Origin of the sequence: Tepidimonas alkaliphilus, assembly GCF_007556595.1 — a bacterium.
Classification (GTDB): Bacteria; Pseudomonadota; Gammaproteobacteria; order Burkholderiales; family Burkholderiaceae_C; genus Tepidimonas; species Tepidimonas alkaliphila.
Genome location: NZ_VJNB01000003.1, coordinates 178,616 through 202,822, shown reverse-complemented (window position 1 = coordinate 202,822; position 24,207 = coordinate 178,616). Strand labels below are relative to the sequence as shown.

Annotated in this window: 20 protein-coding genes; 7 read left to right on the top strand and 13 right to left on the bottom strand. The window is 68.4% G+C overall.

Annotated elements, in window-relative coordinates; all coding sequences use genetic code 11:
* Positions 1 to 69: 69 nt before the first annotated feature.
* Together Talka_RS04555 and rsxB are read left to right on the top strand one after the other, a co-directional pair.
* Positions 70 to 1,458, top strand: coding sequence for a polyhydroxyalkanoate depolymerase (locus Talka_RS04555; RefSeq protein ID WP_143889929.1), 1,389 nt, complete (start codon positions 70 to 72; stop codon positions 1,456 to 1,458).
* Complete coding sequence (rsxB, locus tag Talka_RS04550) at positions 1,455 to 2,186, top strand: electron transport complex subunit RsxB (protein ID WP_425472627.1); 732 nt, start codon at positions 1,455 to 1,457, stop codon at positions 2,184 to 2,186. The genes Talka_RS04555 and rsxB overlap by 4 nt, the downstream gene beginning before the upstream one ends.
* 25 nt (positions 2,187 to 2,211) lie before the next feature.
* Here rsxB and Talka_RS04545 read toward each other — a convergent pair whose 3' ends face one another.
* The 5 genes from Talka_RS04545 to scpA are packed head-to-tail and all read right to left on the bottom strand — an operon-like array spanning position 2,212 to position 9,651.
* A complete protein-coding gene (locus Talka_RS04545) occupies positions 2,212 to 2,733 on the bottom strand; it encodes a VOC family protein (RefSeq protein ID WP_143889928.1) in 522 nt (173 codons plus the stop codon).
* Positions 2,730 to 4,793 carry an acetyl-CoA carboxylase biotin carboxylase subunit gene (locus Talka_RS04540; RefSeq protein ID WP_143889927.1) on the bottom strand — a complete coding sequence of 688 codons (2,064 nt, stop codon included), beginning with the start codon at positions 4,791 to 4,793 and terminating at the stop codon, positions 2,730 to 2,732. Before Talka_RS04540 ends, Talka_RS04545 begins: the two co-directional genes overlap by 4 nt.
* A 19-nt stretch (positions 4,794 to 4,812) precedes the next feature.
* Complete coding sequence (locus Talka_RS04535; protein WP_143889926.1) at positions 4,813 to 6,345, bottom strand: acyl-CoA carboxylase subunit beta; 1,533 nt, start codon at positions 6,343 to 6,345, stop codon at positions 4,813 to 4,815.
* Between the two features lie 44 nt (positions 6,346 to 6,389).
* On the bottom strand, positions 6,390 to 7,472 hold the full coding sequence (gene meaB / locus Talka_RS04530) for a methylmalonyl Co-A mutase-associated GTPase MeaB (protein ID WP_143889925.1): 1,083 nt from the start codon (positions 7,470 to 7,472) through the stop codon (positions 6,390 to 6,392).
* 10 nt (positions 7,473 to 7,482) lie between these two features.
* Positions 7,483 to 9,651: a methylmalonyl-CoA mutase gene (gene scpA, locus Talka_RS04525; RefSeq protein WP_143889924.1), complete on the bottom strand. Its 2,169-nt coding sequence runs from the start codon at positions 9,649 to 9,651 to the stop codon at positions 7,483 to 7,485.
* 163 nt (positions 9,652 to 9,814) lie between these two features.
* Here scpA and Talka_RS04520 point away from each other — a divergent pair, with 163 nt between their 5' ends.
* Positions 9,815 to 10,465 (top strand): GntR family transcriptional regulator, encoded by a 651-nt coding sequence (locus tag Talka_RS04520; protein WP_143889923.1) that lies wholly within the window; start codon positions 9,815 to 9,817, stop codon positions 10,463 to 10,465.
* Positions 10,466 to 10,499: 34 nt separating this feature from the next.
* Here the strand turns inward: Talka_RS04520 and dusA are convergent, their stop codons facing one another.
* From dusA to phaC, 4 genes are all read right to left on the bottom strand, one after another.
* Positions 10,500 to 11,543 (bottom strand): tRNA dihydrouridine(20/20a) synthase DusA, encoded by a 1,044-nt coding sequence (dusA, locus tag Talka_RS04515; RefSeq protein WP_143889922.1) that lies wholly within the window; start codon positions 11,541 to 11,543, stop codon positions 10,500 to 10,502.
* 95 nt (positions 11,544 to 11,638) lie between these two features.
* Positions 11,639 to 12,379, bottom strand: a complete 741-nt coding sequence (gene phbB / locus Talka_RS04510) for an acetoacetyl-CoA reductase (RefSeq protein WP_143889921.1) — start codon at positions 12,377 to 12,379, stop codon at positions 11,639 to 11,641.
* Between the two features lie 74 nt (positions 12,380 to 12,453).
* Entirely contained in the window at positions 12,454 to 13,632 is a 1,179-nt protein-coding gene (locus tag Talka_RS04505) for an acetyl-CoA C-acetyltransferase (RefSeq protein WP_143889920.1), read from the bottom strand.
* 17 nt (positions 13,633 to 13,649) lie between these two features.
* On the bottom strand, positions 13,650 to 15,419 hold the full coding sequence (gene phaC / locus Talka_RS04500) for a class I poly(R)-hydroxyalkanoic acid synthase (protein WP_246100573.1): 1,770 nt from the start codon (positions 15,417 to 15,419) through the stop codon (positions 13,650 to 13,652).
* A gap of 198 nt (positions 15,420 to 15,617) precedes the next feature.
* Here phaC and Talka_RS04495 point away from each other — a divergent pair, with 198 nt between their 5' ends.
* Positions 15,618 to 15,923 carry a hypothetical protein gene (locus tag Talka_RS04495; protein ID WP_246100572.1) on the top strand — a complete coding sequence of 102 codons (306 nt, stop codon included), beginning with the start codon at positions 15,618 to 15,620 and terminating at the stop codon, positions 15,921 to 15,923.
* Here Talka_RS04495 and pgeF read toward each other — a convergent pair.
* Positions 15,834 to 16,655 (bottom strand): peptidoglycan editing factor PgeF, encoded by an 822-nt coding sequence (gene pgeF, locus Talka_RS04490; protein WP_143889919.1) that lies wholly within the window; start codon positions 16,653 to 16,655, stop codon positions 15,834 to 15,836. The two genes, Talka_RS04495 and pgeF, sit on opposite strands and share 90 nt — an antisense overlap.
* Positions 16,645 to 17,319 (bottom strand): maleylacetoacetate isomerase, encoded by a 675-nt coding sequence (gene maiA / locus Talka_RS04485; protein ID WP_143889918.1) that lies wholly within the window; start codon positions 17,317 to 17,319, stop codon positions 16,645 to 16,647. The genes pgeF and maiA overlap by 11 nt, the downstream gene beginning before the upstream one ends.
* Positions 17,320 to 17,566: 247 nt before the next feature.
* On the opposite strand from maiA, the gene Talka_RS04480 reads away from it, so the two are divergent.
* From Talka_RS04480 to Talka_RS04470, 3 genes are read left to right on the top strand one after another with little or no spacing between them, the layout of a single operon-like run.
* Positions 17,567 to 18,613 (top strand): TRAP transporter substrate-binding protein, encoded by a 1,047-nt coding sequence (locus Talka_RS04480; protein ID WP_143889917.1) that lies wholly within the window; start codon positions 17,567 to 17,569, stop codon positions 18,611 to 18,613.
* A gap of 33 nt (positions 18,614 to 18,646) precedes the next feature.
* Positions 18,647 to 19,192 carry an NUDIX hydrolase gene (locus Talka_RS04475; protein WP_143889916.1) on the top strand — a complete coding sequence of 182 codons (546 nt, stop codon included), beginning with the start codon at positions 18,647 to 18,649 and terminating at the stop codon, positions 19,190 to 19,192.
* Positions 19,189 to 19,608 carry an Hpt domain-containing protein gene (locus Talka_RS04470; protein ID WP_143889915.1) on the top strand — a complete coding sequence of 140 codons (420 nt, stop codon included), beginning with the start codon at positions 19,189 to 19,191 and terminating at the stop codon, positions 19,606 to 19,608. The genes Talka_RS04475 and Talka_RS04470 overlap by 4 nt, the downstream gene beginning before the upstream one ends.
* On the opposite strand, the gene Talka_RS04465 is transcribed toward Talka_RS04470, so the two are convergent.
* Both Talka_RS04465 and smc read right to left on the bottom strand, forming a co-directional pair.
* On the bottom strand, positions 19,605 to 20,636 hold the full coding sequence (locus Talka_RS04465; protein ID WP_143889914.1) for a cell division protein ZipA C-terminal FtsZ-binding domain-containing protein: 1,032 nt from the start codon (positions 20,634 to 20,636) through the stop codon (positions 19,605 to 19,607). The two genes, Talka_RS04470 and Talka_RS04465, sit on opposite strands and share 4 nt — an antisense overlap.
* Positions 20,633 to 24,169, bottom strand: a complete 3,537-nt coding sequence (gene smc, locus Talka_RS04460) for a chromosome segregation protein SMC (protein WP_143889913.1) — start codon at positions 24,167 to 24,169, stop codon at positions 20,633 to 20,635. Before smc ends, Talka_RS04465 begins: the two co-directional genes overlap by 4 nt.
* Positions 24,170 to 24,207: the final 38 nt, after the last annotated feature.

Below are 24,207 nucleotides of genomic sequence, written 5' to 3'. Positions count from 1 at the left end.
CGCCGATGGCATGCGTCACGGCTTCCTGCTATAGTTGTTGCACCGCAACAAAACGGTGCCGGGGTTCTCATGCTGTATCACCTGTATGAGGCGCAGCGCGCGCTGATCGAGCCGTTTTCTCAATTTGCGGCGGTGGCCGCCAGGCTTTACGCCACCCCGACCTCGCCGCTGGCGCAAACGCCGTTTTCGCAGCGCCTGGCGGCCGCTTACGATCTCTTCCACCGACTCGGCAAGGAATACGAAAAGCCGGAGTTCGGCATTCACACGGTGGACATCGAGGGCGTGCCTGTGGCCATCCACGAGCGCGTCGAAATTGACAAACCCTTTTGCCAGTTACGGCGTTTTAAGCGTTACGCGGACGACCCTGCGCTGTTGCTGCGGCTCAAGCATCAGCCCGTGGTGCTGATCGTGGCGCCGTTGTCGGGCCACCACGCCACGCTGCTGCGCGACACCGTGCGCACCATGCTGCGCGACCACAAGGTGTATATCACCGACTGGAAAAACGCGCGCATGGTGCCGCTGGAGCAAGGCGAGTTCCATCTGGACGATTACGTCCATTATGTGCAGGAATTTATCCGCCACCTGCAAGGCAAGTATGGTCATTGCCACGTGATGAGCGTGTGCCAGCCGACCGTGCCGGTGCTGGCAGCCGTTTCCTTGATGGCCAGTCGAGGGGAAAAAACCCCGTTGTCGATGACCATGATGGGTGGGCCCATCGACGCGCGACGCTCGCCGACGGCAGTCAACAATTTGGCCACCCACCGCAGCTACGAATGGTTTGAAAACAACCTGATCTACCGCGTGCCAGCTGGGTTCCCCGGCGAAGGGCGGCGCGTCTATCCGGGCTTTTTGCAGCATGCCGGCTTCATCGCGATGAACCCCAACCGGCACCTGAAGAGTCATTACGATTACTTCAAGCACCTGGTGCAAGGCGACAACGAAAGCGCGGAGGCGCACCGCAAGTTTTACGATGAATACAACGCGGTGCTGGATATGGATGCGCCCTATTACCTGGAAACCATTCGCATCGTCTTCCAGGAATTTCGCCTGGTGCAAGGCACATGGGACGTGCGAGCCCCGGACGGGCGCTTGGAGCGCGTACGCCCGCAAGACATTCGCGGTGTCGGTTTGTTGACGGTGGAAGGCGAGCTGGACGATATTTCCGGCAGCGGCCAGACGCGCGCCGCGCATGACCTCTGCACGAGTCTAGAGCCGCACCTGCGCCGACATTTTGAGGTGGAAGGCGCCGGGCATTACGGAATTTTCAGCGGTCGCCGCTGGCGGGAAAAAGTTTACCCGGTGGTGCGCGACTTTATTCGCCAGCACCAACCGCCCGCCGCCGGCCCGGACGAAGCCATGGTGCACGAAGCGGAGCTGTTGGCCGCTGCCATCGAACGCGCGCCGGCCCCAGCCGCTGAGCCTGGCGGGGGTGCACGGCGTCGCGTGCGTGAAGCGTGAATCCGGCCGCCGTTGCCACCACCCTCCCCGACGCCGCCGGCGCGGCCCCAGCGGATCCCGCGCTGGTGCAGCGGCTGGACGCAGCGCTGCCCCAGACGCAGTGCACGCGCTGTGGCTACCCGGACTGCCGCCGCTACGCCGAGGCGATCGCGCGCGGCGAAGCGCCGATCAACCGCTGCCCGCCCGGCGGTGAGGAGGGCGTGCGGCGGCTGGCGGCGATCACCGGCCTGCCTGCGGTGCCGCTGGACCCCGAGGTCGGCCGCGAGGGGCCGTTTGGCGTCGCGGTGATCGATGAGACGTGGTGCATCGGCTGCACGCTGTGCCTGAAAGTCTGCCCGACCGACGCCATCGTCGGCGCACCCAAGCGTATGCACACGGTGATCGAGGCCTATTGCACCGGCTGCGAGCTGTGCATCCCTGTGTGCCCGGTGGACTGCATCGCGATGGAGGTGACCACACCCGGGCGCAGCGGCTGGCAGGCGTGGTCGGCAGCGCAAGCCGACACCGCCCGGCGGCGCTACCAGGCGCGCCTGCAGCGCCTGGCGCGCGAGGCGGTAGAAGCTGAGGCGCGCCGGCTGCACAAGGCCGAGGCCAAGCTCGCCGACCTGGCGCAGCATTCCAAGCACACCGACCCGGCGCTGCTGGAGCGCAAGCGCCAACTGGTGCAGGCCGCCATCGAGAAGGCTCGCGCCAAGCTGGCCGGTGCATCGACACCCCCCGGGTCTTGACCACCGGGGGCAGGCCAGCTCCCGCTCACGGCGCAAGGCCCGCGCCAGGCCGGCCTGAGCCTCGCGCCGCGGCGGCCAGCGCGTCGAACGCGCGCACGACTTCCGGCGGGGCCTGCACCAGTTCGATCAGCACCCCTTCGCCGCCGATCGGGGCCTCGTCGCTGCCCTTCGGGTGGATGAAGCAGATGTCGAAGCCCGCCGCGCCCTTGCGGATGCCGCCGGGCGCAAAGCGCACGCCCTGCGCGGTGAGCCACTCCACCGCCCGCGGCAGGTCGTCCACCCACAGGCCGACGTGGTTCAGCGGCGTGGCGTGCACCGCGGGTTTCTTCTCGGGATCCAGCGGCTGCATCAGGTCGATTTCCACCTTCAGCGGCCCGGCGCCGACCGCGCAGATGTCCTCGTCGACGTTCTCGCGCTCGCTGACGAAGGTGCCGGTGACCTCCAGCCCGAACAGATCCACCCACAGCCGGCGCAGCCGCGCCTTGTCCGGCCCGCCGATGGCGATTTGCTGGATGCCGAGGATGCGAAACGGGCGCGGTGCGCTCACCGCTCGAACTCCACGATCGGCTGGTCCACGACGAGGCTTTCGCCTTTTTGCGCCAGCACCTTGGCCACGACGCCGTCGGCCGGGGCGAACAGGATGTTTTCCATCTTCATCGCCTCGATGACGGCGACGCGCTCGCCGGCCTGCACCTTCTGCCCGGGCTGCACCGCCACGTCCACCAGCAGACCCGGCATCGGCGACAGCACGAAGCGGCTCATGTCCGGCGGCGCCTTGAACGGCATCAGCCGGTGCAGCTCGGCGATGCGCGGCGACACCACCAGGCACTCCAGCCGCGCGCCGTGGTGCTGCACGACGAGTGCCAGCGGGTGCTTGGGCGTGCCGCGCTCGACCTGCGCGGTGAAGGGCTCGCCGTTGCACTCGCCGGTGATGACGATGTCGCTGAGCCGCGAGGCGGACGTGATCTTGTAGCGGCGCGCCTCGTCCCCCTGCCCGACCCGCACGCTGGCGTAGCCCGTCTCGCCGACGTATTCATCGACGTGCACGGGGATGTGGCGGTGCTGGCCATCGGCGGCCAGGGCGATGACGACATAGTCGTTGCCGATGCGCGCGCCGTAGCCGGGCATCTGGCCGCTGATGCCGGCGGCGCGTTCGCGGCTCTTGCGGCGCACGAACGCCGCCAGCGCCACCAGGAAGTCGGGGTCGTCGTGGCGCACGTCCTCGGGCCGGAAGCCGCGCGGGAAGTGCTGCGCGATGAAGCCCGTGTGGAAGCGCCCGGCGACGAAGTCCGGGTGCGCCAGCAGCGCCGCCTGGAACGGGATGTTGCTGCTGATGCCGCGGATCGCAAAGCCGTTGAGCGCCTCACGCATCTTGGCGATCGCCTCCTTGCGGTCGCGCCCGTGCACGATCAGCTTGGCGATCATCGAGTCGTAGTGCATCGGGATCTCGCCGCCCTCGAACACCCCGGTGTCCACCCGCACACCGTAGCGGTGCGCGGTGTCGGCGGCGTGCATCGTCTCCTTCGGCGGCTTGAAGCGCACCAGCCGCCCGGTGGACGGCAGGAAGTTGCGCTCCGGGTCCTCGGCGTTGATGCGGCACTCGATCGCCCAGCCGTCACGCCGGATGTCGGCCTGAGTGAACGGCAGCCGCTCGCCTGCGGCGATGCGGATCATCCATTCCACCAGATCCAGCCCGGTGATGCACTCGGTGACCGGGTGCTCCACCTGCAGGCGGGTGTTCATCTCGAGGAAGTAGAAGCTTTGATCCTTGCCGACCACGAACTCCACCGTGCCGGCGCTCTGGTACTTCACCGCCTTGGCCAGCGCCACGGCCTGCTCGCCCATCGCCTTGCGGGTGGCCTCGCTGATGAAGGGGCTGGGCGCCTCCTCGATGACCTTCTGGTGGCGGCGCTGGATCGAGCACTCGCGCTCCCACAGGTAGACGACGTTGCCGTGCGCGTCACCCAGCACCTGGATTTCGATGTGGCGCGGCTCCTCGATGAACTTCTCGATGAAGACGCGGTCGTCGCCGAAACTGCTCAGCGCCTCGTTGCGGCACGAGGTGAAGCCTTCCAGCGCCTCCTTGTCGTTGAAGGCCACGCGCAGGCCCTTGCCGCCGCCGCCGGCGCTGGCCTTGATCATCACCGGATAGCCGATGCTGCGCGCGATCTCCACCGCCTGCTCGGCCGACTCGATCGGGTCGTTCCAGCCGGGGATGGTGCTGACGCCAGCTTCCTTGGCCAGCTTCTTGGAGGCGATCTTGTCGCCCATGGCCGCGATGCTGTGGTGCTTCGGCCCGATGAAGACCAGGCCCTCCTCCTCGACGCGGCGGGCGAAGTCCTCATTCTCGGACAGAAAGCCGTAGCCGGGGTGGATGGCCTCGGCGCCGGTGGACTTGGCCGCGGCGATGATCTTGTCGGCCACGAGGTAACTCTCGCGGCTGGGCGCGGGGCCGATGCCGACGGCCTCGTCGGCCAGGCGGACGTGGCGCGCCTCGCGGTCGGCCTCGGAATAGACGGCCACAGTGGCGATGCCCATCTTGCGGGCGGTGGCGATGACGCGGCAGGCGATCTCGCCGCGGTTGGCGATCAGGATCTTCTTGAACATGGTGCGCTCTCCCCTGCCCTCACAGCGGAATGTTGCCGTGCTTGCGCCACGGGTTCTCAAGCTTCTTGTCCTTGAGCATCGCCAGCGAGCGGCAGATGCGCTTGCGCGTCTCGTGCGGCAGGATGACGTCGTCGATGTAGCCGCGCTCGGCCGCCACGAAGGGGTTGGCAAAGCGCGCCTTGTATTCGGCCTCGCGCGCGGCGAGCTTGGCCGGATCCTTCTTGTCCTCGCGGAAGATGATCTCCACCGCCCCCTTGGCGCCCATGACGGCGATCTCGGCGTTGGGCCAGGCCAAGTTGACGTCGCCGCGCAGGTGCTTGGAAGCCATCACGTCGTAGGCGCCGCCGTAGGCCTTGCGCGTGATGACGGTGATCTTGGGCACCGTGGCCTCGGCGTAGGCATAGAGCAGCTTGGCGCCGTGCTTGATGATGCCGCCGTATTCCTGCGCGGTGCCGGGCATGAAGCCGGGCACGTCCACGAACGTGATGACCGGGATGTGGAAGGCGTCGCAGAAGCGCACGAAGCGCGCGGCCTTGATGCTGCTCTTGATGTCCAGGCACCCCGCCAGCACCAGCGGCTGGTTGGCGACGATGCCCACCGTCTGCCCGTCCATGCGCGCAAAGCCGACGATGATGTTCTTGGCGTAATCGGGCTGGATCTCGAAGAAGTCGCCGTCATCGACGGTCTTGAGGATCAGCTCCTTCATGTCATAGGGCTGGTTGGGGTTGTCCGGCACCAGCGTGTCCAGGCTCGGCTCGGCGCGGTCGATCGGGTCGCCGCTCTTGCGCACGGGGGGCTTTTCGCGGTTGGACAGCGGCAGGTAGTTGAACAGCCGGCGCACCATCAGCAGCGCCTCGATGTCGTTCTCGAACGCGCGGTCGGCCACGCCGCTCTTGGTGGTGTGCGTCAGCGCCCCGCCGAGCTCCTCGGCGGTCACCTCCTCGTGCGTCACGGTCTTGACCACGTCCGGGCCGGTGACGAACATGTAGGACGTGTCCTGCACCATGAAGATGAAGTCCGTCATCGCCGGCGAATAGACCGCCCCGCCCGCACACGGCCCCATGATGACGCTGATCTGCGGGATGACGCCGGAGGCCAGCACGTTGCGCTGGAACACCTCGGCGTAGCCGCCGAGGCTGGCCACGCCCTCCTGGATGCGCGCACCACCCGAGTCGTTCAGACCGATGACCGGGGCGCCGACCTTCATCGCCTGATCCATGATTTTGCAGATCTTCTCGGCGTGCGCCTCGGACAGCGCACCGCCGAAGACGGTGAAGTCCTGGCTGAAGACGAACACCAACCGCCCGTCGATGGTGCCGTAGCCGGTCACCACCCCGTCGCCGGGGATCCTCTGCTCGGCCATGCCGAAGTCGGTGCAGCGGTGCTCGACGAACATGTCCCATTCTTCGAAGCTGCCTTCGTCGAGCAGCACCTCCAGGCGCTCGCGCGCGGTCAGCTTGCCCTTGGCGTGCTGGGCGTCGATGCGGCGCTGGCCACCGCCCAGGCGGGCCGCGGCGCGCTTGCGCTCCAGCTGTTCGAGGATGTCGTGCATGGTGGTGGGCTCCTAGGGAAATCGGCTCAAGGGCGGCGGCGCCATCAGGGGGTCGGCGCCGTCGCCGCTCGTGGAAAAGAACCCTGGCCGGGGTCGCCGTTGGCCCCGACCTCAAAGCAGGCCAGCAGCTCCCGCGCGGCCACCGAGGCGACGACGCGGCCGGCCAGCACGTCATCGGTGAGCGCCGGCAGACGCGCGCGTACCGCCGGGTGGCGGGCGAACGCCTCGCGCAGGCCGGCGTCGATGCGCTCCCACATCCAGGCGCGCGCCTGGCGCTGACGGCGCTGCGTCAGGCGGCCACTGGCCTCCTGCAGGGCGCGATACTCCTGCACCGCCTGCCAAAACGCCTCGATGCCGCTGGCCTGCAGGGCGCTGAGCTGCAGCACGCGGGGTGTCCAGCCGCCCGCCTCGCCATGCGCGGCATCCGGGCGGCCATGCAGCCCCAGCAGCCGCAGCGCCGAGGTGATCTGCGCCTGCGCGCGCGTGGCGGCGTCCGGGTCGAGGTCGGCCTTGTTGATGACGATCAGATCCGCCAGCTCCATGATGCCCTTCTTGATCGCCTGCAGGTCGTCGCCGGCGTTGGGCAGCTGCAGCACGCAGAACAGGTCGGTCATGTCGGCCACGGCGGTTTCGCTCTGGCCGACGCCGACCGTCTCGACGATGACGACGTCGTAGCCAGCGGCCTCGCAGACCAGTATCGCCTCGCGCGTCTTGGCCGCCACGCCGCCGAGATTGCCGCCGCTGGGGCTGGGCCGGATAAAGGCGCGCTCGTGCACGGAGAGTTTTTCCATGCGCGTCTTGTCGCCGAGGATGGAGCCGCCGGAGACGCTGCTGCTCGGATCCACCGCCAGCACCGCGACCCGGTGGCCGCGGCCGACCAGGTGCAGGCCCAGCGCCTCGATGAAGGTGCTCTTGCCGACCCCCGGCACGCCGCTGATGCCAAGCCGCCAAGCCCGGCCGGTGTAGGGCAGCAGCGCGTTGAGCAGCGCGTCGGCCTGGCGCCGGTGGTCCGGGCGCGTCGATTCCAGCAGCGTGATGGCCTTGGCCATCGCGCGGCGCCGTGCCATCGGGGCGCCGCCGAGCAGGGCCGCCAGCAGCCCGGTCGGATCGTCAGGCGAACCGGTCATGGCCCCGGTCTCAGCTGGACTGCCGCTGCAGGCTGGCACGGATCTTTTCCAGCACGTCCTTGGCGCTGGCCGGGATCGGCGTGCCGGGGCCGTAGATGCCCTGCACGCCAGCCTCGTAGAGAAATTCGTAATCCTGCCGCGGGATCACGCCGCCGACAAAGACGATGATGTCGTCGGCGCCATGCTGGCGCAGCGCCTCGATCAACGCGGGCACCAAGGTTTTGTGCCCGGCCGCCAGCGTCGAGATGCCCACCGCGTGCACGTCGTTTTCGATCGCCTGGCGCGCGCACTCCTCCGGGGTCTGGAACAGCGGGCCGATGTCCACGTCGAAACCGAGGTCGGCGTAGGCCGTGGCCACCACCTTGGCGCCGCGGTCGTGGCCGTCTTGGCCGAGCTTGGCGATCATCACGCGCGGGCGGCGGCCAAATTCCTCCGCGAAGGCGGCGATCTCGGCCTTGAGCTTTTCCCACCCCTCGGCGCTGTCGTAGGCGGCGGCGTACACCCCGGTGACCTTCTGCGTGTCGGCGCGGTGGCGGCCAAAGACCTTCTCCAGCGCATCGGAGACCTCGCCGACGGTGGCGCGCGCGCGCATCGCCTCGATCGACAGCGCCAGCAGGTTGCCCTGCCCAGTGCGGGCGCACTCGGTCAGCGCCTCCAGCGCGCGCTGCACCGCGGCGGCGTCGCGCGTGGCGCGCAGGCGCTGCAGCCGCGCGATCTGCGCCTCACGTACCTTGAGGTTGTCCACTTCCAGGATTTCGACCGGATCCTCTTTTTCAAGACGATATTTATTGACGCCGACGATGACGTCCTTGCCGCTGTCGATGCGCGCCTGCTTCTCGGCGGCGCTGGCCTCGATCTTGAGCTTGGCCCAGCCGCTCTGCACCGCGCGCGTCATGCCGCCCATGGCGTCGATCTCCTCGATGATCGCCCACGCCTTGTCGGCCATCTGCTGCGTCAGCGCCTCCATCATGTAGCTGCCGCCCCAGGGGTCGATGACGCGGGTGATGTTCGTCTCCTCCTGCAGGATCAGCTGCGTGTTGCGCGCGATGCGGGCCGAAAACTCGGTCGGCAGCGCGATCGCCTCATCGAAGCTGTTGGTGTGCAGGCTCTGCGTACCGCCGAACACCGCCGCCATCGCCTCGATGGTGGTGCGCACGATGTTGTTGTAGGGGTCCTGCTCGGTCAGCGACCAGCCGCTGGTCTGGCAGTGGGTGCGCAGCATCAGGCTCTTGGGGTTCTGGGCGCCGAAGCCCTTCATGATGCGGCACCACAGCAGCCGCGCGGCGCGCATCTTGGCGATCTCGAGGTAGAAGTTCATCCCGATCGCCCAGAAGAAGCTCAGCCGCCCGGCGAACTCGTCGACGTCCAGCCCCTTGGCCAGCGCCGTCTTGACGTACTCCTTACCGTCGGCCAGCGTGAAGGCCAGCTCCAGCGCCTGGTTGGCGCCAGCTTCCTGCATGTGGTAGCCGGAGATGCTGATCGAGTTGAACTTCGGCATGTGCCGCGCCGTGTACTCGATGATGTCGCCGATGATGCGCATCGAGGGCTCCGGCGGATAGATGTAGGTGTTGCGGACCATGAACTCCTTGAGGATGTCGTTCTGGATGGTCCCGGAGAGCTGGTCCTGGCGCACGCCCTGCTCCTCGGCCGCCACCACGTAGCCGGCCAGCACCGGCAGCACCGCGCCGTTCATCGTCATCGAGACGCTGACCTTGTCGAGCGGAATACCCTCGAACAGGATCTTCATGTCCTCCACGCTGTCGATGGCCACACCCGCCTTGCCGACGTCGCCCACCACGCGCGGGTTGTCGCTGTCGTAGCCGCGGTGCGTGGCCAGGTCGAAGGCGACGCTGACCCCCTGCGCGCCGGCGGCCAGCGCCTTGCGGTAGAAGGCATTGGACTCCTCGGCGGTGGAAAAGCCGGCGTACTGGCGGATCGTCCACGGCTTGACCGCGTACATCGTCGCCTGCGGCCCGCGAATGAACGGCTCAAAGCCCGGCAGCGTGTCGGTGTAAGGCAGATCGCGGATGTCAGCCGCGGTGTAGAGCGGCTTGACCGTGATGCCCTCCGGGGTGACCCAGTTCAGGCTCTCCAGCGGCGCGCCTTTGAGGGACTTGCGCGCGGCCTCTTCCCAGTCGGCCAGCGTGGCTTGACGAAACGGTTCGTGCGGGTGACTCATGGCGCTTGCATGCTTCGAAGGTCGCGGCCCGCAATGCCGCACAGGACGCGGCCAATCGACCCCAACCAGCTGTTTCGGATTCGGTGAGCGGCGATCGCGTTCCAGTATAGCGCATTCATAATTATGGATAACGCATGCTGCGGCTGTCGTATCATCCGCACCCATGAACGCCACCCCGTTGCAAGCCCGCGCGCTGTATGAAGAGGTGGCCGACCGCCTACGGCAGCGCATTTTCAATCGGGAGCTGCCGCCCGGCGCCTGGATCGACGAAATGAAGATCGCGCAGGAGCTGGGCATCAGCCGCACGCCGCTGCGCGAAGCGATCAAGGTGTTGGCCGCTGAGGGCTTGGTCACGATGAAAGTGCGCCGCGGCGCTTACGTGACCGAAGTGTCGTCGCAAGATTTGCGCGAGGTGTATGAGCTGCTGGCGCTGCTGGAAGCCGATGCCGCCGAAGCGGTCTGCTGGCGCGCCACCGACGAGGAGCTCACCGAACTGGCGCGCCTGCACGCCGAGCTGGAAGCCGCCGCCGACCACGCGCAACACGGCTCGCGCGAGCGCTTCTTCGAACTCAACGAGGCGTTTCACTTACGCGTTTTGGATTTGGGCGGTAACCGCTGGCGTAAGCAGCTGGTGCTGGATCTGCGCAAGGTCATGAAGCTGCACCGCCATGCCTCGCTGGCCAAGGAAGGACGCGTGGCGGAGTCCCTGGCGGAGCATCGTGCGATCCTGCAGGCGCTGCAAGCGCGCGATCGCCAAGCCGCTGTGGATGCGGTGCGCCGTCATTTCGCCAACGGGCTGCAGGCGGCAATTTGAGCTTGGCGCGCCGGGGCGGCGCAGGCGCCCCGGGTTATCCGGCTGCGTTGGCGCCCGCGTGAGCTGTGGCGACGCGGCGCGCGCCGCCTTGCAGCGCTTCCCTGGCGCGGCGCGCCACCTCCCGCGGCGGCAGGGCCTTGAGCCGGTGATCGCTCCAGACCTGGCGCCAGCGCCGCGCCCCGGGCTGGCCATGGCGCAGGCCCAGCATGTGGCGCGCGATCGCGTACCAGCCGCCCGGCAGCGTCGGGCCCTCGCGCTCCATGTATTCAACCATGCGTGCTTCGATCTCGTCGCGATCGAGAGCAGGCGTCGTTGACCCGAAGTACGCGGCATCCCACGACGCCAGCCACCACGGGTTGTGGTAAGCCTCGCGCCCTACCATCACCCCATCGACCTGCATCAGCTGCTCGCGCACCTGCGCGTCGGTGGCAAGGCCGCCGTTGACGACGATCGTCAGCTGCGGGAAGTCGCGCTTGAGCCGGTGCGCCACCTCGTAGCGCAGCGGCGGCACCGTGCGGTTTTCGGCGGGGCTCAAGCCATCCAGCCAGGCGTTGCGCGCGTGCACGATGAAGACCTCGCAGCCAGCTTCAGCCACGGTGCCGACGAAGTCGCGCACGAAGGCGTAGTCCTCCACCCGGTCGATGCCGATACGGTGTTTGACCGTCACCGGCACGCGCACCGCATCGCGCATCGCGCGCACGCAGTCGGCCACCAGCCGCGGATGCTCCATCAGGCAGGCGCCGAAGGCCCCGCGCTGCACGCGCGGGCTGGGGCAGCCGCAGTTCAGGTTGATCTCGTCGTAGCCCCACGCCTCGCCGATGCGGGCGCAGACCGCGAGCTCCCGTGGGTCGTTGCCCCCCAGCTGCAGCGCCACCGGATGCTCGACCGGGTCGAAGGCCAGATGGCGCGCGACGTCGCCGTGCAGCAGCGCGCCGGTGGCGACCATCTCGGTGTAGAGCCGCGCGTGCCGCGTCAGCTGCCGGTGCAGCCAGCGGCAGTGGCGATCGGTCCATTCCATCATCGGCGCCACGCTCAGGCGCCACGGGCTCCACGCCCTCGAAACCAGCGGCTCACTCATGGGGCCGCGATTATCCACCGCCGCGCCGCACAGTCGAAATGACCGCCTGCCTGGGCGAGCCGCGCCGATTGCTGGCCCGCCTTGGCGGCAGCGGCTTAGCCCATGTGCAGCCCGCCGTTGATGGAAAAGTCCGCACCGGTGGCAAAGCCCGCTTCGTCGCTGGCCAGCCAGGCGACGATGGAGGCGATCTCATGCGGCTCGCCCAATCGCTTGACCGGGATCTGGGCGATGATCTTTTCCAGCACATCCGGGCGGATGGCCTTGACCATGTCGGTGGCGATGTAGCCGGGGCTGACGGTGTTGACCGTGATGCCCTTGGAGGCCAGCTCCTGCGCCAGCGCCATCGTGAAGCCGTGCATGCCGGCTTTGGCCGCCGAGTAGTTGGTCTGGCCGGCCTGGCCTTTCTCGCCGTTGACCGAGGAGATCTGGATGATGCGGCCCCAGCCGCGCTCGATCATGTCCGGCACCACCTGCTTGGTGACGTTGAACAGCGAGGTCAGGTTGGTGCTGATGACCGCATCCCAGTCTTCTTTGGTCATTTTGACGAACATGCGGTCGCGGGTGATGCCGGCGTTGTTGACCAGCACGTCGATCGGGCCGTGCTCGGCCTTGGCCTTGGCAAACGCCTGCACAACGCTGTCCCAGTCGGCCACGTTGCCGACGCTGGCGTAGAAGGTGTAACCCAGCGCCTTTTGCTCATCGAGCCACTTTTGGTAATCGCGCGTTGGGCCGCAGCCAGCGATCACCTTGAAACCCGCTTTGTAGAGCGCCTGGCAGATGGCGGTGCCGATGCCGCCCATGCCGCCGGTGACGTAAGCCACGCGTTGTTGAGCCATCCTGATGTCTCCTCTTTCGAAAGGTCGGGCAAATCGGATGAAAAAGGCCGCCGCCGCATCGCGGCGGCTTGCCCTTAGCGCTCCACCGTCAACGCCACGCCCATGCCGCCGCCAATGCACAGCGCGGCCAGGCCCTTGCGGGCGTTGCGGCGCTGCATCTCATGCAGCAGCGTGACCAGCACGCGGCAGCCCGAAGCGCCAATCGGGTGGCCCAGCGCGATGGCCCCGCCGTTGACGTTGACCTTGGCCGGATCGGCCCCCAGGGCTTGGTTGACCGCGCACGCCTGGGCCGCAAACGCCTCGTTCAGCTCGAACAGATCGACGTCGGCCACCGACCAGCCGGCGCGCGCCAGCGCCTTCTGCGACGCGGGCACCGGGCCCATGCCCATCGTGGCCGGATCCAGCCCGCTGGTGGCAAAGCTGGCGATGCGCGCCAGGGGTTGGAGGCCGAGCTGCGCGGCCTTGCTCGCCTTCATGACCATCACGGCAGCCGCGCCGTCGTTGATGCCGCTGGCGTTGCCGGCGGTGACCGTGCCGGCCTTGTCGAAGGCAGGCTTCAAGCCCGCCAGCGCCTCGGCGCTGGTTTTGCGATTGATGTATTCGTCGGCATCGAAAACGATCGGATCGCCCTTGCGCTGCGGGATCGTCACCGGCACGATCTCGTCCTTGAATTTGCCGGCGTCCTGCGCGGCGGCGGCGCGGCGCTGGCTTTCCAGCGCAAAGGCGTCTTGCATTTCGCGCGTGATGCCGTGCGCCCTGGCGACGTTTTCGGCGGTGATGCCCATGTGATACTGGTGATAGACATCCCACAAGCCATCGACGATCATTGAGTCGATCATCTTCCAGTCGCCCATGCGCTGGCCCTCGCGGCTGCCCATCAGCACGTGCGGGGCGAGCGACATGTTCTCCTGTCCGCCGGCAATCACGATCTCGCTGTCGCCCCAGGCGATGGCCTGCGCGGCCAGCATCACGGCCTTCAGGCCCGAGCCGCACACGGCGTTGATGGTCAGCGCCGGCGTCTCCTTCGGGACGCCCGCCTTCATGGCCGCCTGGCGCGCCGGGTTCTGCCCGCAGCCGGCCGCCAGCACCTGGCCCATGATGACCTCGCCGACCTGCTCCGCCGGCACGCCGGTGCGTTCCAGCAGGGCGCGGATCACGGTGGCGCCCAAGTCCATCGCGGGGGTCTTGGCCAGCGTGCCGCCAAACTTGCCGATGGCGGTGCGCACCGCGCCGACAATCACGATATCGTCCATCGCATTCATCCTTTCGCTTAGGGATGGGGAGAAGCTTGGCCCGTGCGCCGACCCACCAACGTCGCCAGCGCATCATCGGCCTTGACGCGCACGTAGCGCCCCGGCGCCGGCTCGATGGGGCGGTAGCGTCGGTTGCCGTAGCTGCGCGGGGCTGCGATCTGGCGGCCGCCGTGCGCTGCCATCCACGGTGCCCAGTCGGTCCACCAGCTGCCCTTGTGCTCGGTGGCCGCCGCGATCCAGTCGTCCACCGATTCGGGGAAGCGCCCTTCGGGCCCCGTCCAAAAGCTGCGCTTGCCTTTGGCAGCGGGGTTGATGACGCCGGCAATATGGCCCGAGGCGCCCATCACAAAGCGCATCGGCCCGCCGAGGTGGCGCGTGGTGGCGTAGGCGCCGCCGATCGGCACGATGTGGTCTTCCCGCGAGCCATAAATGTAGGCCGGGATGTCGATGGCGCCCAGATCCACCGGTGCGCCGCAGACGGTGAGCTTGCCGGGCTGGCAGAGTTCATTTTGCAGGTAAGTGTGGCGCAGATACCATGCATACCACTTGCCGGGCAGGTTGGTGCTGTCGCTGTTCCAAAACAGCAGGTCAAACGGCGGCGGCGTCTCCCCTTTCAGATAATTGCCCACCACGTAATTCCAGACCAAGTCATTCGGGCGTAAAAAGTTAAACGTCAGCGCCAGATCGCGCCCGGGCATGAGGCCGCCGTGGGCGAACTGCAGTTCGCGCATGCGCACGCTGGCCTCGTCGATGAACACATCCAGCACGCCGGTGTCGGAAAAGTCCAGCAGCGTGGTCAAAAAGGTGACGCTTTGCACCTTGCGCTGCCCGCGCGCGGCCAGCACCGCCAGCGCCGTGCCCAGCATCGTGCCGCCGACGCAAAAGCCCAGCGTGTTGATGGTGTCGGCCTTGCCGATTTCGCGCACGACGTCGATGGCGCGGATGACGGCGTGCTCGATATAGTCGTCCCAGGTGGCCTGCGCCAGCGTGGCATCGGGGTTGCGCCAGCTGATGACGAACGTTCGGTGCCCCTGCTCCACCGCGTAGCGCAAAAACGAATTCTCTGGCTGCAGGTCAAGAATGTAGTATTTGTTGATGCACGGCGGCACCACCAAAAAAGGCCGCTCGAACACGCGCGCCGTCAACGGCTTGTATTCAATCAGCTGAAAATAATCATTTTCAAACACCACCTGCCCTTCGGTGGCGGCGACGTTGCGCCCCACTTCAAAGGCTTGGGGATCGGTCATGGAGATTTGACCGCGCTGCAAATCGTGCAGCAGGTTTAGCACCCCGCGCGCCAGGCTTTCGCCATGCGTCTCCAGCGCTTTTTGCTGCGCCTCGGCGTTGAAGGCCAAGAAATTGCTCGGAGCGCTGGCATCCATCCATTGTTGCACCGCAAAGCGAAGGCGCGCTTTGGTTTTGGCGTCGGCTTGCACGGCTTCGGCCATGCGCATCAGGGTGCGGGCATTCAGCCAATACCACGCCGCCTGGAAGGCCGCCAAAGGGTTGCGCGCCCAAGCTTCAGCGGCAAAGCGTTTGTCCGCCGGGGGCTTGACGTGCGGGCCCTGCTGCCATAGCTGCGTGAGCTCGCGCAAATAATCTTGCTGAATCTGCAGCCACTGCGCCGCATCCAGCTGCAGCGGCTGCCCGCTCAAATGACGCAGCAGTTGCGACAACGCTGTCAACTCCTGAGCCGTCTCGCCCCACCATCCCCAAGGCGTCAGCCACGGCTGCCAGGCCTGTTGCGCCCAAGCCATCCAAGGCTCAGAGTGGGGTTGGTCGGCCATGGCGACGGTCTCCTCTGCGATCGTGGGGATATTTAGTTCGGTGTTGCGTTTTGTTGCACATCTTAACGTTTCCCAGGGTCACAACGATGACGGTGTTGTGGCTGTGTCACGGCTGAAGACCAAGAATGTCACCGAGGCGCCGCTCGGGCTACCATTGTGCTGGTGGCGTTGGCGTCGCCGCGGCAGGAGTGATCGCGCATGGTGCTGGTGGTGCTGTTGGCTTGGGGCTACGTGGTGCTGCTGATGGCCCTGGCCACCGCCGGGGCGGCGGACGGCGGCATCGGGGCCGCGCTGCGCGTGGCGCTGGGCTACGGGCTGCTGCCGATGGCGCTGTTCGTTTATATCGCCGGCAGCCCGCTGCGGCGCAAGGCGGCGCGGCGCGCCGCGCAGGCGCAAGCCGCCGCCGATCCCACGTCAGGCGCGCCAAACGCAAGCGGCCATGCGACCGCTGGCGCCGAGCCGGGCCGCGTCGCGCCGGTGCGAGAAAAAGACCGTCGGCTGTGAGACGGTGCACCAGATCGCGCTGCCGTCGTGGCCGCCGACATTCCCAAAGCCGAGCCGGTGCAGCCGCGCGCGCGCCAGCCACGCCAGGTCCGCCAGCCAGCGCCCCGGCGTGCGCGGCGAAGGAGTGAATGCCAACGCATCGTCGCGAGCCGCCTCCACGAAGGCGCGCCGCACCTCGTCGCCGACCTCGAATGCCGCGCGTCCGATTGCCGGCCCGATCCAGACGCGGCAGGCGGCCCGCGCCGCTGGGTCGCGCACCGCCGGCCAGGCTTCGGCCAGCGCCTCCAGCACGCCGCGGCCGCCCTGCCCGGCCAGCCCGCGCCAGCCGGCGTGCGCCGCCGCCACCGATTCGCCGGCGGCGGTGGCCAACAGCACCGGCAGGCAGTCGGCCACCAGCACCGTGCAGGCCACGCCGGACGCGTCGGTCCAGGCGGCGTCGGCCTCGATGCCGTCGGGCGTGGCATCGTCAACCCGCACTACAGCGCAGCCGTGCACTTGGCGCAAAAACACGGGTCGCACTCCGAGCGCGACGGTCAGCCGACGGCGGTTCTCCGCCACCGCCGCAGGCTCGTCGCCAACGTGGTCGCCCAGGTTCAGCCACGCCCACGGGCCGGCGGAGACGCCGCCGCTGCGGGTGCTGACCCAGCCGCGCGCGCCGGGGCCGAGATCCGCCGCCACGCCCGGCAGCGGCCCCAGCGTCTGCCAGCGCGGAGGCGGGATCTCACTCGGCATCGGGGCAGCGGCTCGGGTGGGCGCGCTGGAACGCCTCCAGCTGCATGCAACGCTCATAGACCGCCAGCGTCAACGGGATGCCGTCGTATTCCAGGCCGAAGCGGCGCCCGTTGACGATCTGCGGCACCAGGCAGCAGTCCGCCAGCGTCGGCGTGTCACCGTACGAGTACACCGACGGCGGCAGATCTTGCCGCGCGCGCTCCTCAGCCAGCTGTTGAAGGCGGCGCTCATAGATGCGCAGCCCCTCCATCACCCAATGGTTGTACCACTCGGCGCGCTGCGCCTCCGACAGGGCCAGCGGCCCGGCCAGATACTTCAGCACGCGCAGGTTGTTGATCGGGTGAATCTCGCAGGCGATCGTCTGCGCCAGCGCCCGCACGCGCGCGCGCCCGAGCGGATCGCGCGGCAGCAGCGGCGGCTCGGGGAACACTTCGTCCAGGTATTCGATGATGGCCATCGATTGGCTCAGCCGCAGCGGCTGCGGCTCGCCCTCCAGCTCCAGCAGCGGCACCAGCCCGTCGGGGCTGAGCGCCCGGTAGGTGGGGCCGTGCTGCTCGCCCTTGGCCAGATGCACCGCCACGTAGTCGTAGTCCAGCCCTTTGAGGTTGAGCGCGATGCGCACGCGAAACGAAGTGCCGGAACGAAAGTAGTTGTAAAGCTTCATCGATGCAACCAACCCCTGCTGTCTGGCCCGGAAACTGCCGCCAACATTCCCCCGAGCAGTCTAGCGCAGCCGTTGGCGTGCGGGCTGTCGCATCGCCGTGTCGGCGGTGTCGCTTGGCGGGTGGATCCGGGCCCTGCAGGGCTACACTGCAACCTTGCGGTGGGTTCTCGATCGAATCGCCGCGCAGCAGGCGCCGATCGAGGGCCTGAACGCAATCCATCTCGACGTCGCAAGGAGTGTGTGCACCATGATTCGCCGTCGCACCCTGATTCAATCGGGAGCCGCCGCCGCTCTTGGCGCCCCCGCCCTGGTGGGCCTGGCCCAAGCCAGCGTGACGCTGAAATTTCACACCTTCATGTCGCCCACCTCCAACGTCTGGCTTCATATGCACAAAGCGTGGATGGACAAGGTCGAGCGCGAGTCGGGCGGGCGCATCAAGTTTGAGGGCTACCCGGCGATGCAGCTGGGGGGCACGCCGGCGCAGCTTTACGATCAAGCCAAAGATGGCGTGGTGGACATCGTCTGGACACTGCCCGGCAACACGCCGGGGCGTTTTCCGCGCAGCGAGGTCTTTGAAATGCCATTCATGATGACGAACGCCGAGGCCACCTCGCGCGCCTTTTGGGACTACGTCCAGACCAAGGCTGCGGATGAGTTTCGCGATGTGCACCTGATCGCGCTGCACGTGCACGGGCCTGGGGTGTTTCACGTGAAGTCGCGCCCCATCACGCAGCCTGACGATCTGCGTGGCCTTAAGATGCGCGGCCCCACGCGACCAATCACCAAAATGTTGGGCTATCTGGGCGCCACTCCCGTGGGCATGCCGCTGCCGCAAATTCCGGATGCGCTGTCCAAAGGCGTGATCGACGGGTGCGTCATCCCGTGGGAAGTGGTGCCCTCCATCAAGGTGCACGAGCTCGTGCAGTATCACAGCGAGTTCGACCCCAAGGGCGGCGCGCTCTACACCACCACCTTCGTGATGGCGATGAACAAGGCGCGCTACGCGTCGCTGCCGCCGGAATTGAGGAAGGTGATCGACGCCAACTCGGGGCCGCAGACCTCGGCCCTCATGGGCCGCACGCAGCAGGGCGGGGATGCGCCGGCGCGCCAGCAGGCGCAGCAGCGCGGCAACCGCATCCACACCATCGAATTGGCGCAGGCGCAAGAGTTTCGCCGCAAGGCGCGCCAGGTCGAGGTGGAGTGGGTGCAAGAGATGGATCGGCGCGGCTTCAACGGGCGCGACCTGCTCGACACCGCCCGGCAGCTCATCGAGAAGCACACCCGCGCGACCTGAGCGCGCGCGCCGCCGCGGCTACACTAGCGCGACATGGCAGCCCGCTCGATCCGCTTTTGTCGTGCCTGCGCCGCGGCGGTGGAGCACCGCATCCCCGACGACGGAGACACCCGCGTGCGCGCGGTCTGTCCGGCCTGCGGCACGATCCACTATGAGAACCCGCTCAACATCGTGGGCACGGTGCCAGTCTGGGGCGAGCGGGTGCTGCTGTGCCGCCGCGCGATCGAGCCGCGGCGCGGCAAGTGGACGCTGCCGGCGGGCTTCATGGAGCTGGGTGAGACCACCGCGCAAGGCGCGCTGCGCGAGACGCGCGAGGAGGCCGGCGCCGAGGTCGAGCTCGAAGGGTTGTTCACGCTGCTCAATGTGGCGCGCGTCGGCCAAGTGCATATTTACTATCGGGCGCGGCTGCTGAGCGACCGCTTCGCGCCAGGGCATGAGACCATGGAAGCGCGCCTTTTCGCCGAGCACGAGATTCCCTGGGAGGAGCTGGCCTTTCGGACCGTGGCTGAGACGCTGCAACGCTACTTCGACGACCGCCGCCGCGGCGCGTTTGGCGTGCACACCGCCGACATCGCATGATGGAGCCTGCAGCCCGCCCCAACGCCCTCCCGGCCGCCGGCGCGGACGACCCCGCCGTCCCGTTGGTGGACTGGGCGCATCTGCAAGCGATGGAAACGCTGCTGGGCCAGGAGGTGCGCGCGCTCGTGCAAGAGTATGCCCGGGGGCTGGCAGCAGAAATCACCCAACTCAAGCAGGCGTGCCAACAGGGTCTTGGAAATCAAGCCGTGCGCGCCGCGCACACGCTCAAAGGCAGCAGCCGCAGCGTGGGGGCGCTGGCCATGGCTGCCGCGGCGGCCCAGTTGGAGCACGCCGCCCGAGCCGGCGCGACCGATGAGGCGCAGCGCGCATTGGCCCGCGTGGAAGCGCTGGCCCAGCCCACCGCCGCCGCGTTGCTCAACAGCGATCGTTCCGCAGGTTGCGCCTCCACCCCTTAGCTGAACAAGCGTCGCGCTGCAGCCGACCCAGCCGACAGTCCAGCCTCGTCCAGGCGTTGGTAGAGCTGGCGCAGCTGGGCGGCGATGGCATCCAGCGCTTCGTCGCTGAGCGGCTGCCCGGCTTCGTCGCTGAGCCAGCCCTCCATGGCGCGGGCCAGCGCCTGCGCCAGCTCGCGCAGGCGCGCAAACGGCTCCAGCTCCGCCGGCACGTGGGGTACGTCCAGGGTCAAGCGCACCTCGCGCAGCACGGCCAGCTCCGGGTCGTCGGCCAGCGCCGCTTGGGTTTCGAACTGCAAACCGACCATCGGCGTGCCGTCCGCCGCCGCATAGACCATGCGCCCCGGCAGCGCCCCGTGCACAAAGCCCAAACGCAAAGCGTGCTGCGTCACATAACCTGGGTTCCAGGCCGCGCGGCGCGCGCGCAGCGTCAGCGCCAGCTGGGCGTCGTGCGCCGCCGCAAATTGATCCAGCTCGCGCGCGCGCTGCACCACGGCCAGCATATCGGGAAAATCCGCTGCCGCCTGCAGATGCTCGGCCCACTGCGTGACTTTTTGCACAAACTCGGAATATTCGATTTCGTTGAGGGCGCCATTGCGGTTGGCCAACTGCACACCGGCGCGCAAGCGGCTGTAGCGCTGGCCCGCCCGCGGCAACTCCCAGGCGTCCGCCTCAGACGCAGCCTGCTCCGGCCAGCCCTCCACCCAAAGGGGCTTGCTGCCGGCCCGCCGGCTGGCCGGCAGCGCCGCCAGCACCGCCTCGCCGCTGCACACGCGCTCCAGCCGCAATTCCACCAGCGCATCGATGCGCGGCGACAGCACGCGCTGCGGCGCCTCTTGCGCAGTTGCAGGAACTTGGGAGGGCTCCAAAACGGGCTCCAGCCGCCCCCCTTCCTCAGGCTGCGGGGCCGGCTCCGCGGTCGCCCGACGCGGCGCCAGGCGGCGCAGCCGCCAACGGTGGTAGGCCCACACCGCAAGCCACACGCCGGCTCCCGCGCCGGCCAGTGCCATCAGCAACGACGCATCGTTCATGGCGCCGCATTGTCCATCATCGAGACGGCCTGCTGCAGATCCACCGCAACGATGCGCGAGACGCCCTGCTCCTGCATCGTCACGCCGATGAGCTGCTGCGCCATCTCCATCGCGATACGGTTGTGGCTAATGAAGAGGAACTGCGTGTCGCGGCTCATGCGCGTGACCAGGCGGGCGTAGCGCTCGGTGTTGGCGTCGTCCAGCGGGGCGTCCACCTCGTCGAGCAGACAGAACGGCGCCGGGTTGAGCTGGAAGATCGCGAACACCAGGGCAATGGCGGTCAGCGCCTTTTCGCCGCCGGACAAGAGGTGAATGGTCTGGTTGCGCTTGCCGGGCGGCTGCGCCATCACCTGCACGCCGGCGTCGAGGATCTCCTCGCCGGTCATGATCAGGCGCGCCTGCCCGCCGCCGAACAGCTCCGGAAACATGCGCCCGAAGTGCTCGTTGACGGTGTGGAAGGTCTGCGCCAGCAGGTCGCGCGTCTCCTGGTCGATGCGGCGGATGGCGTCTTCCAGCGTGGCGATGGCCTGGCGCAGGTCGTCGGACTGCTGGCGCAAAAATTGCTCGCGCTCGCGCGCGGCGCCCAGCTCCTCCAGCGCCGCGAGGTTGACCGCGCCCAGCGCGGCGATGTCGCGCTGCAGCCGCTCGATCTCGCCGGGCAGAGCGGAGGCGCGCACGCCGTCGGCGACGATGCTGGCGGCCACCGCTTCGGGGTCGGCCCCCGTCTCGGCCAGCGCTTGGGCGTGTTGTTGGCGCGCCAGCTCGGCGGCTTGCTCCTGGAGTTGCAGCTCGGTGATGCGCTGGCGCAACGGCTCAAGCGCCTGCTCGGCGCGCAAGCGCTGCTCTTCCGCCGCCCTGAGCTGCGCGGCCAAGTCATCGTGGCGGCTGCGACACGCCGCCAGCGCCGTTTCCGCCTCGCTTTGGCGTTGCAGGGCAGCCTGCAGGGCTTGCTCCAGCGCAGGGTCGTCGTGGCGTTGCAGCTCGGCTTGCAGGGCGGCCAGCTGCTGGCTCAACTCGCGCTGCTGCGCTTCGGCGGTGGTTTGGGTGCGGCGCAGCTCGTCGCGGCGCTGCGCCAGGCTGCGGCAGGCGAAGTCGGCCTCCTGCGCGCGCCGCTCCAGCACGCGCATCTGCTCCTGCGTGCGCTGCAGCGCAGCCTCCGCGCCGGCAGCCTCATCTTCGGCCTGCACCAGGGCTTCCTGCGCTTCAGCCAGCGCCTGATCCGAGGCTTCCAGACGCGCTTGCGCATCAGCCGCGCGCTGCTGGAGCTCTTGCAGCGTCTGCTCCAGTTCAGCCCGCTCCGCTTGCAGGCGCTCGGCGTGCCGTTCGGCCTCGCGCAGGGCTTGTTCCGCGCGCAGGCGTTCCAACTGCGCGCCGTGGTGACGCTGCTGCGCCTGCGCCAGGTCGCGCCGCGCCGACTCCTGCGCCGCTCGAAGTTCGGCCAAGCGGGCGTCAGCGCGTTGCAAGGCCAAGCGCGCCTGCTCGTGCACCAGCGCCTGCGCGTGCGCGGCGCGCTGCAGCTGCTCGAGTTCGTGTGCGCGCGCCAGCAAGCCCGCTTGCGGCTCGTCAGCAGCGTAAAACACCACGTCGAAGCGCCCCACGCTGTGGCCCTGCGGGGTGTAAATGCGCTCACCCGCCGCCAGCGCGGCGCGCGCGCTCAGCGCCGCCGTCAGATCCGGCGCGGCCCAGCAGCCGTGCAGCCAGTCCGCCAGCACGGCGTGCAGCGCCGCGTCATGCAGGCGCAAGTGCTCGGCCAACGGCACGCAGCCGCCCGGAGGCGACTGCTTGCTGGACGGCCCCGCTGCGCCGCCACGGGCATAGAACGCCAGCCGCGCCGGCGGCGGGTCGTGGCGCAAACCGGCCAAGGCATCCAACGCTTGCACCGGCAAGGCGCGCACCCGCTCGCGCAACGCCGCCTCCAAGGCGGTTTCCCAACCGGTGTCGCTGGGCAAGTCGTGCCACAGCGCGCGCAGGCCGTCCAACCCCTGGGCGCGCAGCCAAGGGTGCAGCCGCTCATCATGCTGCAGCTTGTCGTGCAACGCGCGCAAGGCGTTGTAGCGGGCCTGCAAGTCGGCTTCACGGGCCGCCTCCTCGCGCACGCTGCGTTCGGCTGCGGCGCGGGCTTCATCCGCAGCGGGCAGCGCTTCCTCTTGCAGGTGCGCCAGCCGCGCCTGCGCTTGCGCCAACGCCTCCGCCGCCGCTTGCTCCTCAACCTGCCAATGACGCAGGTGCTGCGGATCCGGCGCTTGCGCCCGCTGCGCTTCGCGCATGGCACGGTCATAGCGCGCCTGCACGGCTTGCCGCTGCTCGAGCAGGCCACGCTGCTCGGCGGCCAGCGCGCTGAGCTCGCGCTGCAACTCGTGCACGCGGGCGCGCCGCTGCTGCAGTTGCGCCTGCGCTTGGGCGCGCGCCTGCTGCAGCGCTTCCAAGCGGGGCTGCAACTCCTCGATTTGCGCAGCCAGACGCTCGGCTTCCTCCGCCGCCTCCTCCTGCTGCGCCTGCAGCGCCTGCTCTTCTTCGCCGGCCAGCGCGGCGCGCTCGACCCACTGGTTGAGCTGCTGCTGCAAGCTTTGGCAGCGTTGCTCAGCCTGCTGACGGCTCTGCGCCGCAAAGCGCAGTTCGGCGTGCAGTCGCGCCACCTCCGCGCCGGCCTCATAGACGCGCCCCTGCGCGCGGTGCAACGCCTCCGCCGCCGCTTGCTGGGCTTGGCGCAGGTCGGCGGCCTGCGCCTGCGCCAGCTGCAGCTGCGCGGCCTGCTGCTCCAGTGCGGCCACGGCCTGCCCCCCTTGCGCCCGCACCCGGTCGCGTTGCGCCTGCGCTTCCTCGGCTTTGAGCCACCACAGCTGCTGCTGGCGGCGCTGCAGCTGCGCTTGCAGCTGTTGGTAGCGCTGGGCCACTTCCGCTTGCGCCTGCAGGCGCTGCAGCTGCCCCTGCAATTCGCGCAAGATATCTTCGACGCGCGTGAGGTTGTCGCGCGTGTCGGCCAGCCGGGCGGCGGTTTCGCGGCGCCGCTCTTTGTATTTGGAGACGCCGGCGGCTTCCTCCAGAAACAAGCGCAGCTCCTCCGGGCGGCTTTCGATGATGCGGCTGATCGTGCCCTGGCCGATGATGGCGTAAGCGCGCGGCCCCAAGCCGGTGCCCATGAAGACGTCCTGCACGTCGCGGCGCCGCACCGGCTGGTTGTTGATGAAGTAGCTGCTGGCGCCGTCGCGCGTCAGCACGCGGCGCACCGCGATTTCGGCGTAGGCGTTCCACGGGCCGCTGGCTCGACGCGCGCTGTTGTCAAACACCAACTCGACGCTGGCGCGTTGCGCCGGCTTGCGCGTGGTCGTGCCATTGAAGATGACGTCCTGCATGGTCTCGCCGCGCAGCTCGCTGGCGCGCGACTCGCCCAGCACCCAGCGCACGGCGTCGATGATGTTGGACTTGCCGCAACCGTTGGGGCCCACCACGCCGACCAGCTGCCCTGGCAGCTGGATGGTGGTGGGCTCGGCGAACGATTTGAACCCTGAGAGTTTGATGGTCTGCAAACGCACGGGGCGAGAGTGTAAGAGACCGCGCCGCCGCGACCCGC